This window comes from Actinoplanes sp. NPDC051859 (assembly GCF_044452725.1).
Taxonomy (GTDB): Bacteria; Actinomycetota; Actinomycetes; order Mycobacteriales; family Micromonosporaceae; genus Actinoplanes.
Map to the genome: position 1 here is coordinate 402720 of NZ_JBITBX010000006.1, position 13308 is coordinate 416027.

Sequence of the window (13308 nt, forward strand, 5' to 3'; positions counted from 1 at the left end):
CGAGGTCGCCCCGCGCCTGAGCCCCGGTCGGACAATGCACCGGGAGTAGCACGGCATGAATGGTTTCCTCATCGCGACGGCGGTCAGCTTCGCCGTCATCTTCGTCGCCGAGCTCGGCGACAAATCCCAGCTCATGGCGATGACCTTCGCCACCAGGTTCAAGCCTGTCCCGGTCCTGATCGGCATCACGATCGCGACCGCGGTGGTGCACGCGGTGTCGGTCGGCATCGGGTACGGCCTCGGCGCATCCCTGCCCACCGGCTGGATCTCCCTGGTCGCCGGCATCGCCTTCCTGGCCTTCGGGGCCTGGACTCTGCGCGGCGACAAGCTCACCGACGACGAGAAAACCAAGGCCGAGCGCTCGACCGGTTCGGCGATCTGGGCGGTCGGCGGCGCGTTCTTCCTGGCCGAGCTGGGCGACAAAACCATGCTGGCTACCATCACCCTGGCTACCCAGTACGGCTGGTTCGGCACCTGGCTGGGCTCGACCATCGGCATGGTGGCCGCAGACGCGCTCGCCATCCTGGTCGGCCGGCTGCTCGGCCGGCACCTGCCGGAAAAGGTGATCAAGTACGGCGCCGCCGCTCTGTTCGCCATCTTCGGCATCTGGCTGCTCGTCGAAGCGATCGCCGAGCTGCGCTAGGAGTGGTTTTCCCGCAAAACGGCTCAAAAAGGGGACCGAACCTGCCGATGATGACCGTGTGATCTTTACCTTCGCGCGGGCGGGACAGAGCCGATGACCGACGTCGAGACGCCGGCCGCGAACCGTCCGCGCGTGGCGCCGGGAGCCCCCGGCCTTGCCGCGCCGGGCGCCCCGGCAGGTCCCCCGCAGCAGATCGGCTCCGAGGGGCTGACCACGCCCACCGAGATCGGGGTCGCCCGCGCGGCTGCCCTCTTCGAGCGGGTCGACCCGGCCGCGGCGGCCCAGCACCTCGATCCGGTGCTGGCCGCCGACCCACAGTCCGCCGCAGGCTGGATCCTGCTGGCCCGCATCCGGCTCGTCCTCGACGAGGTCGACAAGGCCCTCGACGCGGCCAACCGAGCCATCGACCTGGCACCGGAAGACGCCCGCCCGCTCGCCATGGCCAGCCGGGCGCTCACCCTGCTGGGCCGGCACGAGGAAGCGGTCACGATGGCCTACCGGGCGATCATCGTCGAGCCGAAGAACCCGCTCTGGCACGACCGCGTGGCCTGGTCCCTGCTTGCGGCCGACCGGCAGTACGCCGACGCCGAACAGGCCGCCCGGACCGCCGTCGGGCTCGACCCGAAGGAAGCGCACTTCTACTTCACCCACGGCGTGACGCTGGACGCGCTCGGCCACACAGACCAGGCCCGACAGGCCTTCCTGGTCTCGCTGAAGCTGGAACCGGAGAACCCGGTCGCCCAGCACCGGCTCGCCGTCCTCAACGGCGAAGTCATCCGCGAGCCGGAGAAGAAGAAGCGCGGCTGGAAGCTGTTCGGCCGTAAGTCGGACGCGGCTAGCGGGCCGTCGCGGCCTGAGGAGTACCGGCCCTAGCCCGCATCACCCACCAGACCAGCCAACCCGTCCCGATGATGAAGCCGAAGCTGATCAGCCGGTAGAGCACCACGCCCGCGACCGCTGACCCGGTGGTGAGCCCCCCGGCCACCAGGCCGAGAATCAGCGCGCCGTCGACCACACCCAAACCGCCAGGCACGATGGGTACGCTCGCCGCCGCCATCCCCGCGCAGTAGGCAATCACCAGCTGCGCCGGACCGATGTCACCCGCCCCCACCGCGATGCAGCACATCCACAGGCAGAGCGCGTCGAGCAGCCAGTTGAGGACGGCCAGCACCACGGCGTACGCGAAATTGAGCGGCCGCACCCGCACCGAGCGCAACTGGTGCACGAACCCGGCGAGTTTGGCGTGGCCGGCCTGCGGCGGTCGGCGTCGCAGTCGGTTTACCTGGCTGAGTAGCGACCGGGCCGGTTGGATCAGCCACTCCGGATGCTGTGCCAGCAGCCGCACGCCCAGCGCCACCAGCAGCGCCCCACCCATGTAGGTGACCAGGGTCTGCCAGCTCCCGGTGCTGCGCGTGAGGATGCCGAACACCGCTCCGATCACGACCAGCGCCCCGGCCGACAGCACGCCGCTGAGCGCGATGCACCACGAGGCCACCGCCGACGAGGCGCCGAACCGCTTCATGTGCTGAAAGTTGAAGGTGGTCGAGAACACCGGGCCGCCCGGCAGCGTCACGCTCAGCGAATGCGCCGCGTACGCGAGTGCCACATGCTTGCGGACCTGCACCTTGGTGCCCGCGCCGCGGAGCAGGGCCCGCTGCATCCGGGCGTAGCAGCCCATCGACGCGATCTCGGCGACCAGGGCGCCCGCCACCCAGTTCCAGCGGGGTGCGCTGAGCTGATCGAGCGCATCCATCAGGGGCCGCCAGCCGACGATCAGCTCGGTGATCAGGATGAGCGCGACCACCGCGGCCACCACGGGCCCGCGGCGCCACCAGGGCGGGGTCGTGTCCACCATCGCCCTTGATCGTCGCATCCTCCGGCGGGCGAGGCGACCACATCCGGGCCGATCCGCCCCGTGGGCTCCATCACGCGGCCTGCACCTTCGCACCGGATTTGCGCCGACAGCCGGGCGGACGTCACCATGCTCGATTGACCGGCGATGATCTCGTCGGTAGAACGAGACGACGTATCCCGCCGCTGAGGAGCCCTGTCGTGGCCGACCTGTTCGCCCCCGCCGGTCCGGACACCGGCGTCAAGGCGCGGGTGCAGCGGTTCGGCGGATACCTCGCCGGCATGGTCATGCCGAACATCGCCGCATTCATCGCCTGGGGGCTTGTCACCGCCCTGTTCTTCGAGCACGGCTGGCTGCCCAACGAGAAGTTCGCCGCTCTCATCGACCCCATGTCCCACGTGCTGCTGCCGGTCCTGATCGGATACACCGGCGGGCGGATGGTGCACGCTCAGCGGGGAGCGGTGGTCGGCGCCGTCGCCACGATCGGGCTGGTGGTGGGGGCCGAGTCGCCGATGTTCTTCGGCGCGATGGCGGTCGGGCCGCTGGCCGCGTACGTGCTCAAGCTGGTCGACGGTCGAACCGCCGACCGGATTCGGCCGGGCTTCGAAATGCTGGTCGGCAACTTCACCGCAGGCATCGTCGGTGCTCTCGCCGCGCTCGCCGGGGTCTGGGGCATCGGCCCGGTCCTGCGAGTCTGCACCGAAGGCGCTGGCGCCGGCGTTCGCTTCCTCGTCGACAACCACCTGCTGCCCGCGGCGGCGCTGCTCATCGAGCCCGCCAAGGTGCTCTTTCTCAACAACGCCATCAACCACGGCGTCCTCGGCCCGCTGGGCATCGCCGGCGCCACCGACACCGGCAAGTCGATCCTGTTCATGCTGGAGACCAACCCCGGGCCCGGCTGCGGCATCCTGCTGGCCTACCTCTGCTTCGGCCCGCGGGCCTTACGGCCCAGCGTGCCCGCGGCGCTGGCGATCCAGTTCCTCGGCGGCATCCACGAGATCTATTTCCCGTACGTCCTGATGAAACCGACGATGGTGCTCGCGGCGGTGTGCGGTGGTGCCGCCGGAATCTCGACGTTCCTGGTGACCGGTGTGGGACTGGTCGCGACGCCGTCACCCGGCAGCATCTTCGCCTACCTAGCCGAGACTCCCCGCGGCGACCACCTCGGCGTCCTGGCCGGCGTCGTCGTGGCGACCGCCGTGTCGTTCGTGGTCGGCTCCCTGCTGCTCGGCTTCGGCCGGCCCGCTCGTGCCGAAGGGGTGGAATGACATGGCTGGGATCGAGGGCGGCGCGGTGCGCAAGCTCGTGGTGGCCTGCGACGCCGGGATGGGTAGCAGCGTCATGCTGGCCAGCCAACTCCGGCGCGAGCTGCGCGGCCTGCCCGTGACCGTCGAGCACCACGCCGTGGCAACCGTGCCCGCCGACGCCGACGTGATCCTGTGTCAGACCGGGCTGGTGGCCCGGGCCCGGACCGCCGCACCAGGCTCGGTCGTGGTCGGCTTCCGCATGTTCCTCGGCGACCCGGCCGTGGCCCGGGTGATCGCCGCCGTCCAGCAGGGTGGCATGGTCGACGGCACCCGGGAAGGCTGACCGTGTTGGTAGGCGCCGGGGATCCCGACGACAATGACGGCGTGCTGGCACGTGCGCTGGTGAGGCTGGCTGGATGAGCATCGACATCCGGCCCGTGCTGCATGCGCGCAACGTCCGTGTGCACGACCGGGCCACCGACCGGGCCGCGGCGATCCACCGCTGCGCCGACGTCCTCGAGGAGATCGGCGCCGTCCATCCCGCTTACCGCGAGGCGATGCTCGACCGCGAATGGGCGATGTCCACGTACCTCGGTGCGGGCGTCGCCATCCCGCACGGCCTCGACATGTCCCGCGCCCTGGTCCGGCACGACTCGATCGTCGTCTTGCGCTTTCCCGACGGCGTCGACTGGGACGGCGAAACCGTCACCGTCTGCGTCGCCATCGCTGCTCGCGGTGACGGCCACGTGGCGCTGCTCGCTGCCCTCGCCCAGATCCTGCTCGACCCGGCGCGCGCCCGTGCCCTGCGCGAGGCCGACGACCCCGCGACGGTCATTGCCCTGTTCCAGGAACACGAATGATCCGGACAGTACTGGTGACCAGCCGCTCCGGACTGCACATGCGCGCCGCTGCCCGGATCGCGGCGGCCGCAGCCCAGCTACCGGTCCCGGTCACCGTCCGCACCCCGGACCGCCCGGCGGTCCCCGCCGACAGCATCCTCGCCCTGCTCAGCCTGGGTGCGCTGTGCGGCACGGAACTGATTCTGGAAGCGTACGGGCGGCAGTCCGTCGAAGCCCTGGACCACCTGGCCGACCTCTTCGCGCACGACCTGGACAGCGCTGGTGCCTGAGCTGCTCTCCGGTCTCGGCGTCAGTGCGGGAACGGCCACCGGCCCCGTCTACCGCCTCGCCGATCCACCCCGTCTCGCCACCCCTTCCGCTTCTGCCTCGTTGGATGCGAGAGCCTCGTTGGACGCGGGAGCCGAGGAGCGGCGGGCGTTTGCGGCCATCGACGCTGTCGGTGCGTTCATCGAGCGGCGGGCCGCTGCCGTCGCCGACGAGACGGCAGCGGACATCCTGCACGTCCAGGCCGCACTGGTGGCGGACCGTGCCCTGCACGACCTGGTGGCCCGAGCTGTCCACGGCGGCCTCGCCGCGCCGCACGCGGTTGCCGAGGTGCTGGACGAGCACCGTGCCGCCCTGATCGCCGCCGGCGGCCCGCTGGCCGCGCGCGCCGCCGACCTCGACGACCTGCGCGACCGAATCGTCGCGCACTGCCTCGGTCTGCCGATGCCGGAGCTGCCCGAACCCGGCTGCCCCTATGTCCTGCTGGCAAGCGACCTCGCCCCCGCCGACGTCGCCCTGCTGGATCCGGAACGGGTGCTGGCCGTCGTCACCTCGGCAGGCAGCTACCTCAGCCACACGGCGATTCTCGCCCGAGCGCGCGGCCTACCGACCGTCGTCGCCTGCACCGGTGCCCTCGACATCCCGGACGGCACCCCGGTCACCGTCGACGGCACGACCGGCTGCGTCACGGTTGGCCGTGTCCCGCTCGTTCCCCGTTCTCGCCGCGGCCTTGGTGACGGTCCGTCCCAGCTTCGAGGTGAGACTCCGCCCGTGGCATCGACCGCTGACCTCCGTGGCCGTACGGCAGACGGCCACCCGGTCGCACTCCTCGCCAACATCGCCTGCGCCGCCGACCTCGCCGGCGTGTCCGTCGAAGGTGTCGGCCTCTTCCGCACCGAGCTGCTGTTCCCGCAGCACCTCGACCCGCCCAGCGAAGCCGAGCAGGCCGCCGCGTACGCCGAGGTCTTTGCCGCTGTGCCCGGCTGCCCGGTCGTCATCCGGACGTTCGACGCCGGCTCCGACAAGCCGTTGTCGTTCCTGGGCGGCCACCCCGAACCCAACCCGGCTCTCGGTCTGCGCGGCCTGCGCCTGGCCCGTCGCCACAGTGCCATCCTCGATACCCAACTGAGCGCTATCGCCGCGGCGGCCCACGGCACTTCAGCCTGGGTTTCCGTCCTGGCCCCGATGGTCACCACGGTCGCCGAAGCGGAAGACTTCGCCGCCCGCTGCCATCGCGTCGGCCTTCGCACGGTCGGCGCCATGATCGAAGTACCGGCGGCGGTGATTCGCGTCGGCCAGCTTCTGCAAGCCGTGGACTTTCTCAGCATCGGCACCAACGACCTCAGCCAGTACGCCTTCGCCGCTGACCGGCGCAGCGCGGAACTGGCCGACCTCCTCGACCCGTGGCAACCCGCATTGCTGTCCCTGGTCGCCATGTGCGCAGCGGCGGGTACGGCCGCAGGTCGCCCGGTCGGAGTATGCGGTGAAGCAGCGGCCGATCCGGCGTTCGCTGTCGTCCTCGCGGGGCTGGGTATAACCAGCCTGTCGATGGCGCCTGCTGCGGTGCCCGCAGTTCGCGCCCAGCTGCAGTCGTACACAATGGACGAATGTCAAGCGGCCGCACAGCGGGCACTCGCGGCCCCGGACGCCGCAACCGCCCGCGCCGCGGTCGGCGGCAACCTTTTCCCCTAGGCCTCGTCGCCATTTTCGGTGTAGACGGCCGACCCGCGAGCCTTGGCCTCGATCGCGGCGTGGACTCGGCGGGTGAGCCGAGCCGGCAGCCAGCCGACTAGCTCTTCCGGATCGACGAACTCCCGATCGACGCCGGGGACGTCCGCACCATCGCTGGTCTCGAGCGTCCCGGCGTCGAAGATGAAGAGCAGCTTGTCGCCCTCGGCGTCCGCGAGATCCCAGTCGACCACCAGATGCGCGCCGACCCGCACCGACAGGCCGAGCTCCTCCCGGATCTTTCGCGCGCAGGCCGCCCGCGGTGATTCACCCGGCTCCACGTAACCGCCCGGGATTTCCCAATGTTCCGCGTGGCTGGATCTCACGACGAGAACCCGCCCCGCCCGATCGAGGAAGAGCGCACCTGCCGCAACACGCGGGGTGGCCGGAGCCTGCGCTGAACTCACACCGATCAGATTAGGGCTGCGAAGTCCCTGTCTCGGGGGGTTTGAGCTGAGCGGCGGCTGGCAGGGTGCTGTGAGATCGGGCCGTGGGTGGATTTTCCCCAGGGGTTCTGGGTAGTCGTTGGCGATGGGTGGTTATGGCTGGCAGATCGCGCTCGTCGTGGTCCTTGTGCTGTTGAACGCGGTTTTTGCCGGAAGCGAGATGGCGTTGGTGTCGCTGCGCGAGAGCCAACTGCAGCGCCTGGAGCGTGAGTCCCGCACCGGCGCGACCCTGGCCCGGCTGGCCCGGGATCCGAACCGCTTCCTCGCCACCATCCAGATCGGCATCACGCTGGCGGGCTTCCTCGCGAGCGCCGCGGCTGCGGTTTCGCTGGCGCAGCCGCTGATCGAACCGCTGGGGTTCCTGGGCAATGCGGCCGGACCGGCGGCGATCGTGCTGGTGACGATCGTGCTGACGTTCTTCACGTTGGTGATCGGGGAGTTGGCGCCGAAGCGGATCGCGATGCAGCGGGCTGAGGGTTGGGCGTTGGCGGTGGCACGGCCGTTGGATCTGCTGGCGACGGTGACACGGCCGGCGGTGTGGTTGCTGGGCAAGGCGAGTGATGCCGTCGTGCGGGTGGCGGGTGGGGATCCGGCTGCCGCGCGGGAGGAAGTCTCCAGCGAGGAAATTCGGGACATCGTCGCGACGCAGGAGAGTTTTTCGCCGGAGCAGCGGTCGATCATCAGTGGGGCGTTCGAGATCGCTGACCGTACGCTGCGGGAGGTTCTGGTTCCGCGGCGGGACGTTTTCACGTTGTCGGCGGTGCTGCGTGCGGATGAGGCGTTGCGGCGGCTGGCGGAGGCGGGACGGTCGCGGGCGCCGGTGACCGGGCCGCTCGGACTGGACGATGTGCTCGGGGTGGTGCATCTGCGGGATCTGGTGGCTGCGGAAGGACCAGTCATCGGCTACGTCTTTCCGCCGCTGTTCCTGCCGGAGACGTTGAAGGTCTCGGATGCGATGCCGCAGATGCGGTCGCAGCGGCAGCAGATTGCGCTCGTGGTGGATGAGCACGGCGCGGTGAACGGCATCGTCACGATGGAGGACCTGCTCGAGGAGATCGTCGGCGAGATCTATGACGAGACCGACCGGGACGTGCAGTCGGTGGTGCACGAGGACGACGGCGCGATGGTGTTGCCGGGCACGTTCCCGATTCACGACCTGCCGGATATCGGCGTCGACGTGGATCGGGGCGAGGGGGACTTCACGACGGTGGCGGGGCTGCTGTTGGCGAAGCTGGGGCACATTCCGGAGCAGCCGGGCGAGGTCGTGGAGTTGGAGGGGCACACCGCCGAGGTCACGTGCGTCGAGGGTCGGGCGATCACCGGCGTACGGTTGCGGCCGCTTTCAGGAAGCACTCAGTCGGACTTGTTAGCTTCTGTCCGACCTGACAGTCCTGAGTAGGGGGAGTTGTGGGCTTCAAGAAGCTGCTGGGTGCCTTCGGCGTGGGCGGACCGACCGTGGACACCGTGCTGGCGACTCCGGACACGCGGCCCGGCGAGTTGCTGACCGGGCAGGTGAACCTGGTCGGCGGCAACCATGACGTCAGCATCGAGCACGTCACGCTCGGGCTCGTCACCCGGGTCGAGGTCGAGAGCGCCGGCGGGGAATACGCGGCGGACGGCGAGTTCCACCGGGTGGCCGTCGCGGGCGCGATGCGGCTCGCTGAGGGGGAGCGGCTGTCGCTGCCGTTCCAGCTCACGATGCCGTGGGAAACCCCGGTCACCGCGGTGTACGGGCAGCACCTGCGCGGCATGACCATGGGCGTCCGGACGGAAGTCGCCATCGCCAAGGCCGTCGACAAGGGTGACCTGGATCCGTTGGCGGTGCACCCGCTGCCGGTGCAGGAGCGGATCCTCGAGGCGTTCGCCCGGCTGGGCTTCCAGTTCAAGAACGCCGACCTCGAGTACGGCCAGATCCACGGCGTACACCAGACGCTGCCGTTCTACCAGGAAATCGAGTACTACCCGCCGGCGCAGTACGCGCAGGGCATCAACGAGGTTGAGCTGACCTTCGTCACCAACCCGCACACCGTCGAGATCGTGCTGGAGTTCGACAAGCGCGGCGGCATGTTCAGCAGCGGCCACGACTCGTACGGCCGTTACACCGTCCCGCACAGCGACGCCGATTCGGCGGACTGGGCGCAGGTCGTGGACGGCTGGGTCCGTCAGGCGCTGAGCCACTACCAGAGCCAGCCCGGCTACGGCTACGGCCACGGCCCGAGCCACGGTTACGGCCAACCGGGTCACGGCTACGGCCACGGTCACCAGAGCCACGGTCACCGGGGCGGCGGCATGGGCATGGGCGGCGTGGCGGCGGGTGTGGTCGGCGGTCTCGCCGCGGGCTACGTCGCCGGTGAGGTCATGGACGAGGTGTTCGAGGACGAGGGCGGCGACGAGTAGTCCCTACTTCAGTCCTTCTTTGACGCGGGCCTCGGTGGGGGCCCGCGTCGCGCCCAACGTGCGAGCCGTGTCGATGAGTGGCACGTGGCTGAACGCCTGCGGAAAGTTGCCGACCAGCCGCCGGGCGTCCTGGTCGTACTCCTCGGAGAGCAGCCCGACGTCGTTGCGCAGGGCGAGGAGGCGTTCGAACACTTCGCGTGCCTCCTCGTGCCGGCCCATCAACGCGTAGTTGTCGGCGAGCCAGAACGTGCAGGCCAGGAAGGCGCCTTCGCCGGGCGGCAGGCCGTCGACGTCGGTGCCGGGGTGCTGGGTGTAACGCTGCACGAAGCCGTCTTCGAGCAGGTGCCGTTCGATCGCCTCGACGGTGCCGACCACGCGTTCGTCGGTGGCGGGCAGGAAGCCGACCAGCGGCACCATGAGCAGTGCGGCGTCCAGCTCGTCGGACCCGTAGAACTGGGTGAAGGTGCGGCGCTTCTTGTCGTACCCCTTCTCCAGGATGTCGGCGCGGATCGTGTCGCGCAGTTCGCACCAGCGTTCCACCGGGCCGGGCAGTCCGAACTCTTCGACGGCTTTGACCGCGCGGTCGGCGGCGACCCAGGCCATCAGCTTGGAGTGCACGAACTGTTTCGGACCGCCGCGCACCTCCCAGATGCCCTCGTCGGGGTCTGTCCAGTGGTCCTCGACGAAGTCCATGAGTTTGACCTGGAGGCCCCAGGCCGGGTCTTCGGCTTTCAGCCCGGCGCGGCGGCCCTGGTGCAGCGCGTCCATGACTTCGCCGTACACGTCGAGTTGGAACTGTTCGGCGGCCGCGTTGCCGATCCGGACCGGGTTGCCGTCGTAGCCGGTGAGCCAGTCGGCGACGTACTCGTCGAGGCGGCGTTCGCCGGCGACGCCGTACATGATCTGGAGTTCGGCGGGGTTGCCCGCGATGGCGCGGAGCAGCCACTTTCGCCAGGCCAGAGCCTCGCTCTGGAATCCTGAGTAGAGCAGCGACTGCAGGGTGATCGTGGCGTCGCGCAGCCAGCAGAAGCGGTAGTCCCAGTTGCGGACGCCGCCCAGCTTCTCCGGCAGCGAGGTGGTGGCCGCGGCCACGATGCCGCCGGTGGGTGCGTAGGTCAGGGCCTTGAGCGTCAGCAGCGACCGGACCACCGCGTCGCGCCATTCACCCTCGTACGTGCACGCGGAAACCCAGCCGCGCCAGTAGCCCTCGGTGACGCCCAGTTCGTGGGCCGGGTCGATCGGGTCCGGCGCGGGCAGGTGGGAGGGCCGCCAGGTCAGGACAAACGGCGTACGGTCGTCCGGTCCGACCGTGAAGTCCGCATGGGTGGACATGTTCTCGCCGCGCGTCTCCACGTCGGTGCGCAGCCAGACGGCGTCCGGCCCGGCGACCGCCACGAGGTCGTCCTGCTCGCGGTAGACCCAGGGCACGACGTGTCCGTAGTCGAAGCGCAGGCGCAGGCGCATGGTCATCCGGACGTGGCCGCGGACGCCTTCGACGATGCGGATGACGACGGGTGCCTCGTCGCGGGGCGGCATGAAGTCGATCAGGCGGACCACACCGTCGGCGGTCTCGAACTCGGTTTCGAGGACCATGGTGTCCGGCCGGTACTGCCGCCGGACGGCGACTATCTCGTCGGCGGGCGCGATGGTCCAGTGCCCGTTGTCCGCGGAGCCGAGCAGGGCGGCGAAGATCGCCCCGGAGTCGAAGCGGGGCACGCACAGCCAGTCGATCGAGCCGTTGCGACCCACCAGGGCGGCGGTCTGCGTGTCGGCGATGATCGCGTAGTCCTCGATGGGCAACGCCATGACCTCGTTACATACCCCGGAAGGGCAGCCGATTCACCTGCGGAAATTCGGACAGTTGGTCCTATTGGCGGCCATCGCTGACCGGCCGACCGAGGTTGTTTGCCGCCCGACAAATTCCACAACACGTAATATTTCGGACATGAAGCTCGCTCTAGTGACCGTTGCCTTGCTGCTGTCCGGAACCGTCGCGACCCCCGCGGCGCACGCTGCGCCGCTGGCGGGATCCGCCGCGAGTGGCACTCTCGTCGCCCGGTACTCCTTCGACGGCGGCCGGACCAGCGGAATCCGTGACGAGAGCGGCAACGGGCACACGCTGCGGTTGATCGCCGGCAACGGCGGCGGAGTCCGGGCGGTGCCGCACCGCAGCGGCCAGGCCGTGCGCTTCCCGGCCAAATGCCGGACCGCGAGCCGCTGCCCGCACGCTGCGCTGCAAAGCCCCAGCTCCGCAAACCTCAACCCCGGGACCAGACCCATCGCGTACGGGGCGGAAGTGCTGCTCGCCCCCAGCCAGACCACCCGCGGCCAGAACGTCGTCCAGAAGGGCTACTCCTCGACGAGCAGCCAGTGGAAGTTGCAGATCGACGGCAGCGCCGGCCGGCCGAGCTGTGTGCTGGTCGGCGCCTCCGGTGGGATCAAGGTCGCGCGCAGCACCGTCACGGTCGCTGACGGGCACTGGCACGCCGTCGAGTGCCGCCGCAGCCCGACAACGCTCAGCGTGCTGGTCGACGGCGCGGTCCGGGGCAGCCGCACGATCTCGGCGCGGCTGTCGGTGACCAACAACCGCCCGCTCAGCATCGGCGGCAAGGGCGCCTACTCCGACAACGACCAGTTCCAGGGCATCCTCGACGACGTCTGGGTGCGGATCGGCTAACCGCCCAGCCCGGCCGCCATCGCCGCCACCAGTTGTGCGTCCGGGGTGTCACCGGACAACTCCCAGGCGAATGCGCCCCCCAGGCCGGTGCTTCGGGCGTACGCCATCTTGGCTTTGATGGTGTCGGGGGTGTCGTAACTCCACCACTGGCCGCGGCAGAACGCATAGGCCGTGCCGCCCGCCATGCCGGTGGGCGGACACGTCGTGCGCAGCACGTCGTAGTCCTCGATGCCCTTGTCGTAGGAACCGTCGGCCGCGCCCGCCGCGCGCCCGCCCGGCTCGGCCGCGGCGACGCCCCGCCAACCGCGGCCATAGAAACCCACCCCGAGCAGGACTTTCTCCGGCGGCACCCCCAGCGCCAAGAGCTCCCGCACGGCCGTTTCGGTGGTCGCGGTCTCGCGCGGAATTCCCGGGTACGCCGTCAGCGGCGAATGCGGCGCAGTGGGTCCCGGAGTGTCCCCGGTGCCGAAAAAGTCGTAGGTCATCGCGCTGAGCCAGGTCGCCGACCGCGCCGCGCTCGCATAGTCAGTGGCGGCCAGCTTCCCCTTGTCGCCCGGCACCGCGGCTGTCAGCACAGCGTCCGGCCCGAGCTCGGTTCGCAGCGCCGCCAACAGCCCCGGCAACGCCTGCGGGCCGCTCTCATCACAGGCCAGTCCGCACGCGTTGGGATATTCCCAGTCCACATCGATGCCGTCGAACAAGCCGGCCCACCGGGAGTCCTTCAGCAACGTCGCGCAGGAGCGGGCGAACTTCACCGGATCCCGGGCCGCCTCGGTGTATCCCCGCGACCCTGTCCACCCGCCGAACGACCAGGTCACCCGCAGCTGAGGATGCTTCGCCTTGAGCTTGCGGAGCTGCCCGAACGTGCCGCGCAGGCCCTGGCCGGGCACATCGGCGACACCGTCCACACTGTTCTGCGCCTCGTAAGGCTTCTCGTAGGCGGCCCAAGCGTCGCCGGTGGCGCACGTGCCGTCGGTGACCTTGCCGAACGCGTACACAAGGTGGGTGAGCTTGGCCGCCGCCCCGCTGGAGTCGACGTCGCGCACCTGAAAATTGCGGCCGTAAACGCCCCAGTCGGTGAAGTAGGCGACCACCCTCGGACCTTGCGGCGCCGCCGGCTGCTCCTGCTCGGCAGAAGTGCAGCCGGACAGCAGCAAGATCATGGCGACGAAGACGGGTACGACCCGCACGCGG

14 protein-coding genes are annotated in these 13308 nt (G+C 69.9%); 10 read left to right on the forward strand and 4 right to left on the reverse strand.

Annotation, left to right across the window (positions count from 1 at the left end):
* The first annotated feature begins 55 nt into the window (after window positions 1-55).
* Complete coding sequence (locus ACIA1L_RS18500; protein WP_396073986.1) at window positions 56-643, forward strand: TMEM165/GDT1 family protein; 588 nt, start codon at window positions 56-58, stop codon at window positions 641-643.
* 93 nt (window positions 644-736) lie between these two features.
* Window positions 737-1516 (forward strand): tetratricopeptide repeat protein, encoded by a 780-nt coding sequence (locus ACIA1L_RS18505; protein WP_396073987.1) that lies wholly within the window; start codon window positions 737-739, stop codon window positions 1514-1516.
* Here the strand turns inward: ACIA1L_RS18505 and ACIA1L_RS18510 are convergent.
* On the reverse strand, window positions 1479-2498 hold the full coding sequence (locus ACIA1L_RS18510; RefSeq protein WP_396073988.1) for a YbhN family protein: 1020 nt from the start codon (window positions 2496-2498) through the stop codon (window positions 1479-1481). The genes ACIA1L_RS18505 and ACIA1L_RS18510 overlap by 38 nt on opposite strands.
* A 278-nt stretch (window positions 2499-2776) precedes the next feature.
* Here ACIA1L_RS18510 and ACIA1L_RS18515 point away from each other — a divergent pair, with 278 nt between their 5' ends.
* The 5 genes from ACIA1L_RS18515 to ACIA1L_RS18535 all read left to right on the forward strand — a co-directional run bounded on the left by ACIA1L_RS18515 (window position 2777) and on the right by ACIA1L_RS18535 (window position 6558).
* Window positions 2777-3763 carry a PTS transporter subunit EIIC gene (locus tag ACIA1L_RS18515; RefSeq protein ID WP_396074083.1) on the forward strand — a complete coding sequence of 329 codons (987 nt, stop codon included), beginning with the start codon at window positions 2777-2779 and terminating at the stop codon, window positions 3761-3763.
* Window position 3764: 1 nt separating this feature from the next.
* Entirely contained in the window at window positions 3765-4085 is a 321-nt protein-coding gene (locus ACIA1L_RS18520; protein ID WP_396073989.1) for a PTS lactose transporter subunit IIB, read from the forward strand.
* A 73-nt stretch (window positions 4086-4158) separates the two neighbouring features.
* A complete protein-coding gene (locus ACIA1L_RS18525) occupies window positions 4159-4602 on the forward strand; it encodes a PTS sugar transporter subunit IIA (protein ID WP_396073991.1) in 444 nt (147 codons plus the stop codon).
* Window positions 4599-4871: an HPr family phosphocarrier protein gene (locus ACIA1L_RS18530; protein ID WP_396073992.1), complete on the forward strand. Its 273-nt coding sequence runs from the start codon at window positions 4599-4601 to the stop codon at window positions 4869-4871. The genes ACIA1L_RS18525 and ACIA1L_RS18530 overlap by 4 nt, the downstream gene beginning before the upstream one ends.
* Window positions 4864-6558: a putative PEP-binding protein gene (locus tag ACIA1L_RS18535; RefSeq protein WP_396073993.1), complete on the forward strand. Its 1695-nt coding sequence runs from the start codon at window positions 4864-4866 to the stop codon at window positions 6556-6558. The genes ACIA1L_RS18530 and ACIA1L_RS18535 overlap by 8 nt, the downstream gene beginning before the upstream one ends.
* Here the strand turns inward: ACIA1L_RS18535 and ACIA1L_RS18540 are convergent.
* On the reverse strand, window positions 6555-7001 hold the full coding sequence (locus ACIA1L_RS18540) for an NUDIX domain-containing protein (protein ID WP_396073995.1): 447 nt from the start codon (window positions 6999-7001) through the stop codon (window positions 6555-6557). The genes ACIA1L_RS18535 and ACIA1L_RS18540 overlap by 4 nt on opposite strands.
* A gap of 124 nt (window positions 7002-7125) precedes the next feature.
* On the opposite strand from ACIA1L_RS18540, the gene ACIA1L_RS18545 reads away from it, so the two are divergent.
* Both ACIA1L_RS18545 and ACIA1L_RS18550 read left to right on the forward strand, forming a co-directional pair.
* Window positions 7126-8439, forward strand: coding sequence for a hemolysin family protein (locus ACIA1L_RS18545; RefSeq protein ID WP_396073996.1), 1314 nt, complete (start codon window positions 7126-7128; stop codon window positions 8437-8439).
* An 8-nt stretch (window positions 8440-8447) separates the two neighbouring features.
* On the forward strand, window positions 8448-9437 hold the full coding sequence (locus ACIA1L_RS18550; protein WP_396073997.1) for a sporulation protein: 990 nt from the start codon (window positions 8448-8450) through the stop codon (window positions 9435-9437).
* A gap of 3 nt (window positions 9438-9440) precedes the next feature.
* Here ACIA1L_RS18550 and ACIA1L_RS18555 read toward each other — a convergent pair whose 3' ends face one another.
* Window positions 9441-11243 carry a glycoside hydrolase family 15 protein gene (locus ACIA1L_RS18555; RefSeq protein ID WP_396073999.1) on the reverse strand — a complete coding sequence of 601 codons (1803 nt, stop codon included), beginning with the start codon at window positions 11241-11243 and terminating at the stop codon, window positions 9441-9443.
* 139 nt (window positions 11244-11382) lie between these two features.
* On the opposite strand from ACIA1L_RS18555, the gene ACIA1L_RS18560 reads away from it, so the two are divergent.
* On the forward strand, window positions 11383-12114 hold the full coding sequence (locus tag ACIA1L_RS18560) for a LamG-like jellyroll fold domain-containing protein (RefSeq protein WP_396074000.1): 732 nt from the start codon (window positions 11383-11385) through the stop codon (window positions 12112-12114).
* Here the strand turns inward: ACIA1L_RS18560 and ACIA1L_RS18565 are convergent.
* Window positions 12111-13304, reverse strand: a complete 1194-nt coding sequence (locus ACIA1L_RS18565; protein ID WP_396074001.1) for a glycoside hydrolase family 18 protein — start codon at window positions 13302-13304, stop codon at window positions 12111-12113. The genes ACIA1L_RS18560 and ACIA1L_RS18565 overlap by 4 nt on opposite strands.
* Window positions 13305-13308: the final 4 nt, after the last annotated feature.

Excerpts from the sequence above, each read along its gene's own strand:
- ACIA1L_RS18500 (WP_396073986.1), top strand. The coding sequence starts at position 56 with ATGAATGGTTTCCTCATCGCGACGGCGGTCAGCTTCGCCGTCATCTTC.
- ACIA1L_RS18505 (WP_396073987.1), top strand. The coding sequence starts at position 737 with ATGACCGACGTCGAGACGCCGGCCGCGAACCGTCCGCGCGTGGCGCCG.
- ACIA1L_RS18510 (WP_396073988.1), bottom strand. The coding sequence starts at position 2,498 with ATGGTGGACACGACCCCGCCCTGGTGGCGCCGCGGGCCCGTGGTGGCC.
- ACIA1L_RS18515 (WP_396074083.1), top strand. The coding sequence starts at position 2,777 with ATGGTCATGCCGAACATCGCCGCATTCATCGCCTGGGGGCTTGTCACC.
- ACIA1L_RS18520 (WP_396073989.1), top strand. The coding sequence starts at position 3,765 with ATGGCTGGGATCGAGGGCGGCGCGGTGCGCAAGCTCGTGGTGGCCTGC.
- ACIA1L_RS18525 (WP_396073991.1), top strand. The coding sequence starts at position 4,159 with ATGAGCATCGACATCCGGCCCGTGCTGCATGCGCGCAACGTCCGTGTG.
- ACIA1L_RS18530 (WP_396073992.1), top strand. The coding sequence starts at position 4,599 with ATGATCCGGACAGTACTGGTGACCAGCCGCTCCGGACTGCACATGCGC.
- ACIA1L_RS18545 (WP_396073996.1), top strand. The coding sequence starts at position 7,126 with ATGGGTGGTTATGGCTGGCAGATCGCGCTCGTCGTGGTCCTTGTGCTG.
- ACIA1L_RS18555 (WP_396073999.1), bottom strand. The coding sequence starts at position 11,243 with ATGGCGTTGCCCATCGAGGACTACGCGATCATCGCCGACACGCAGACC.
- ACIA1L_RS18560 (WP_396074000.1), top strand. The coding sequence starts at position 11,383 with ATGAAGCTCGCTCTAGTGACCGTTGCCTTGCTGCTGTCCGGAACCGTC.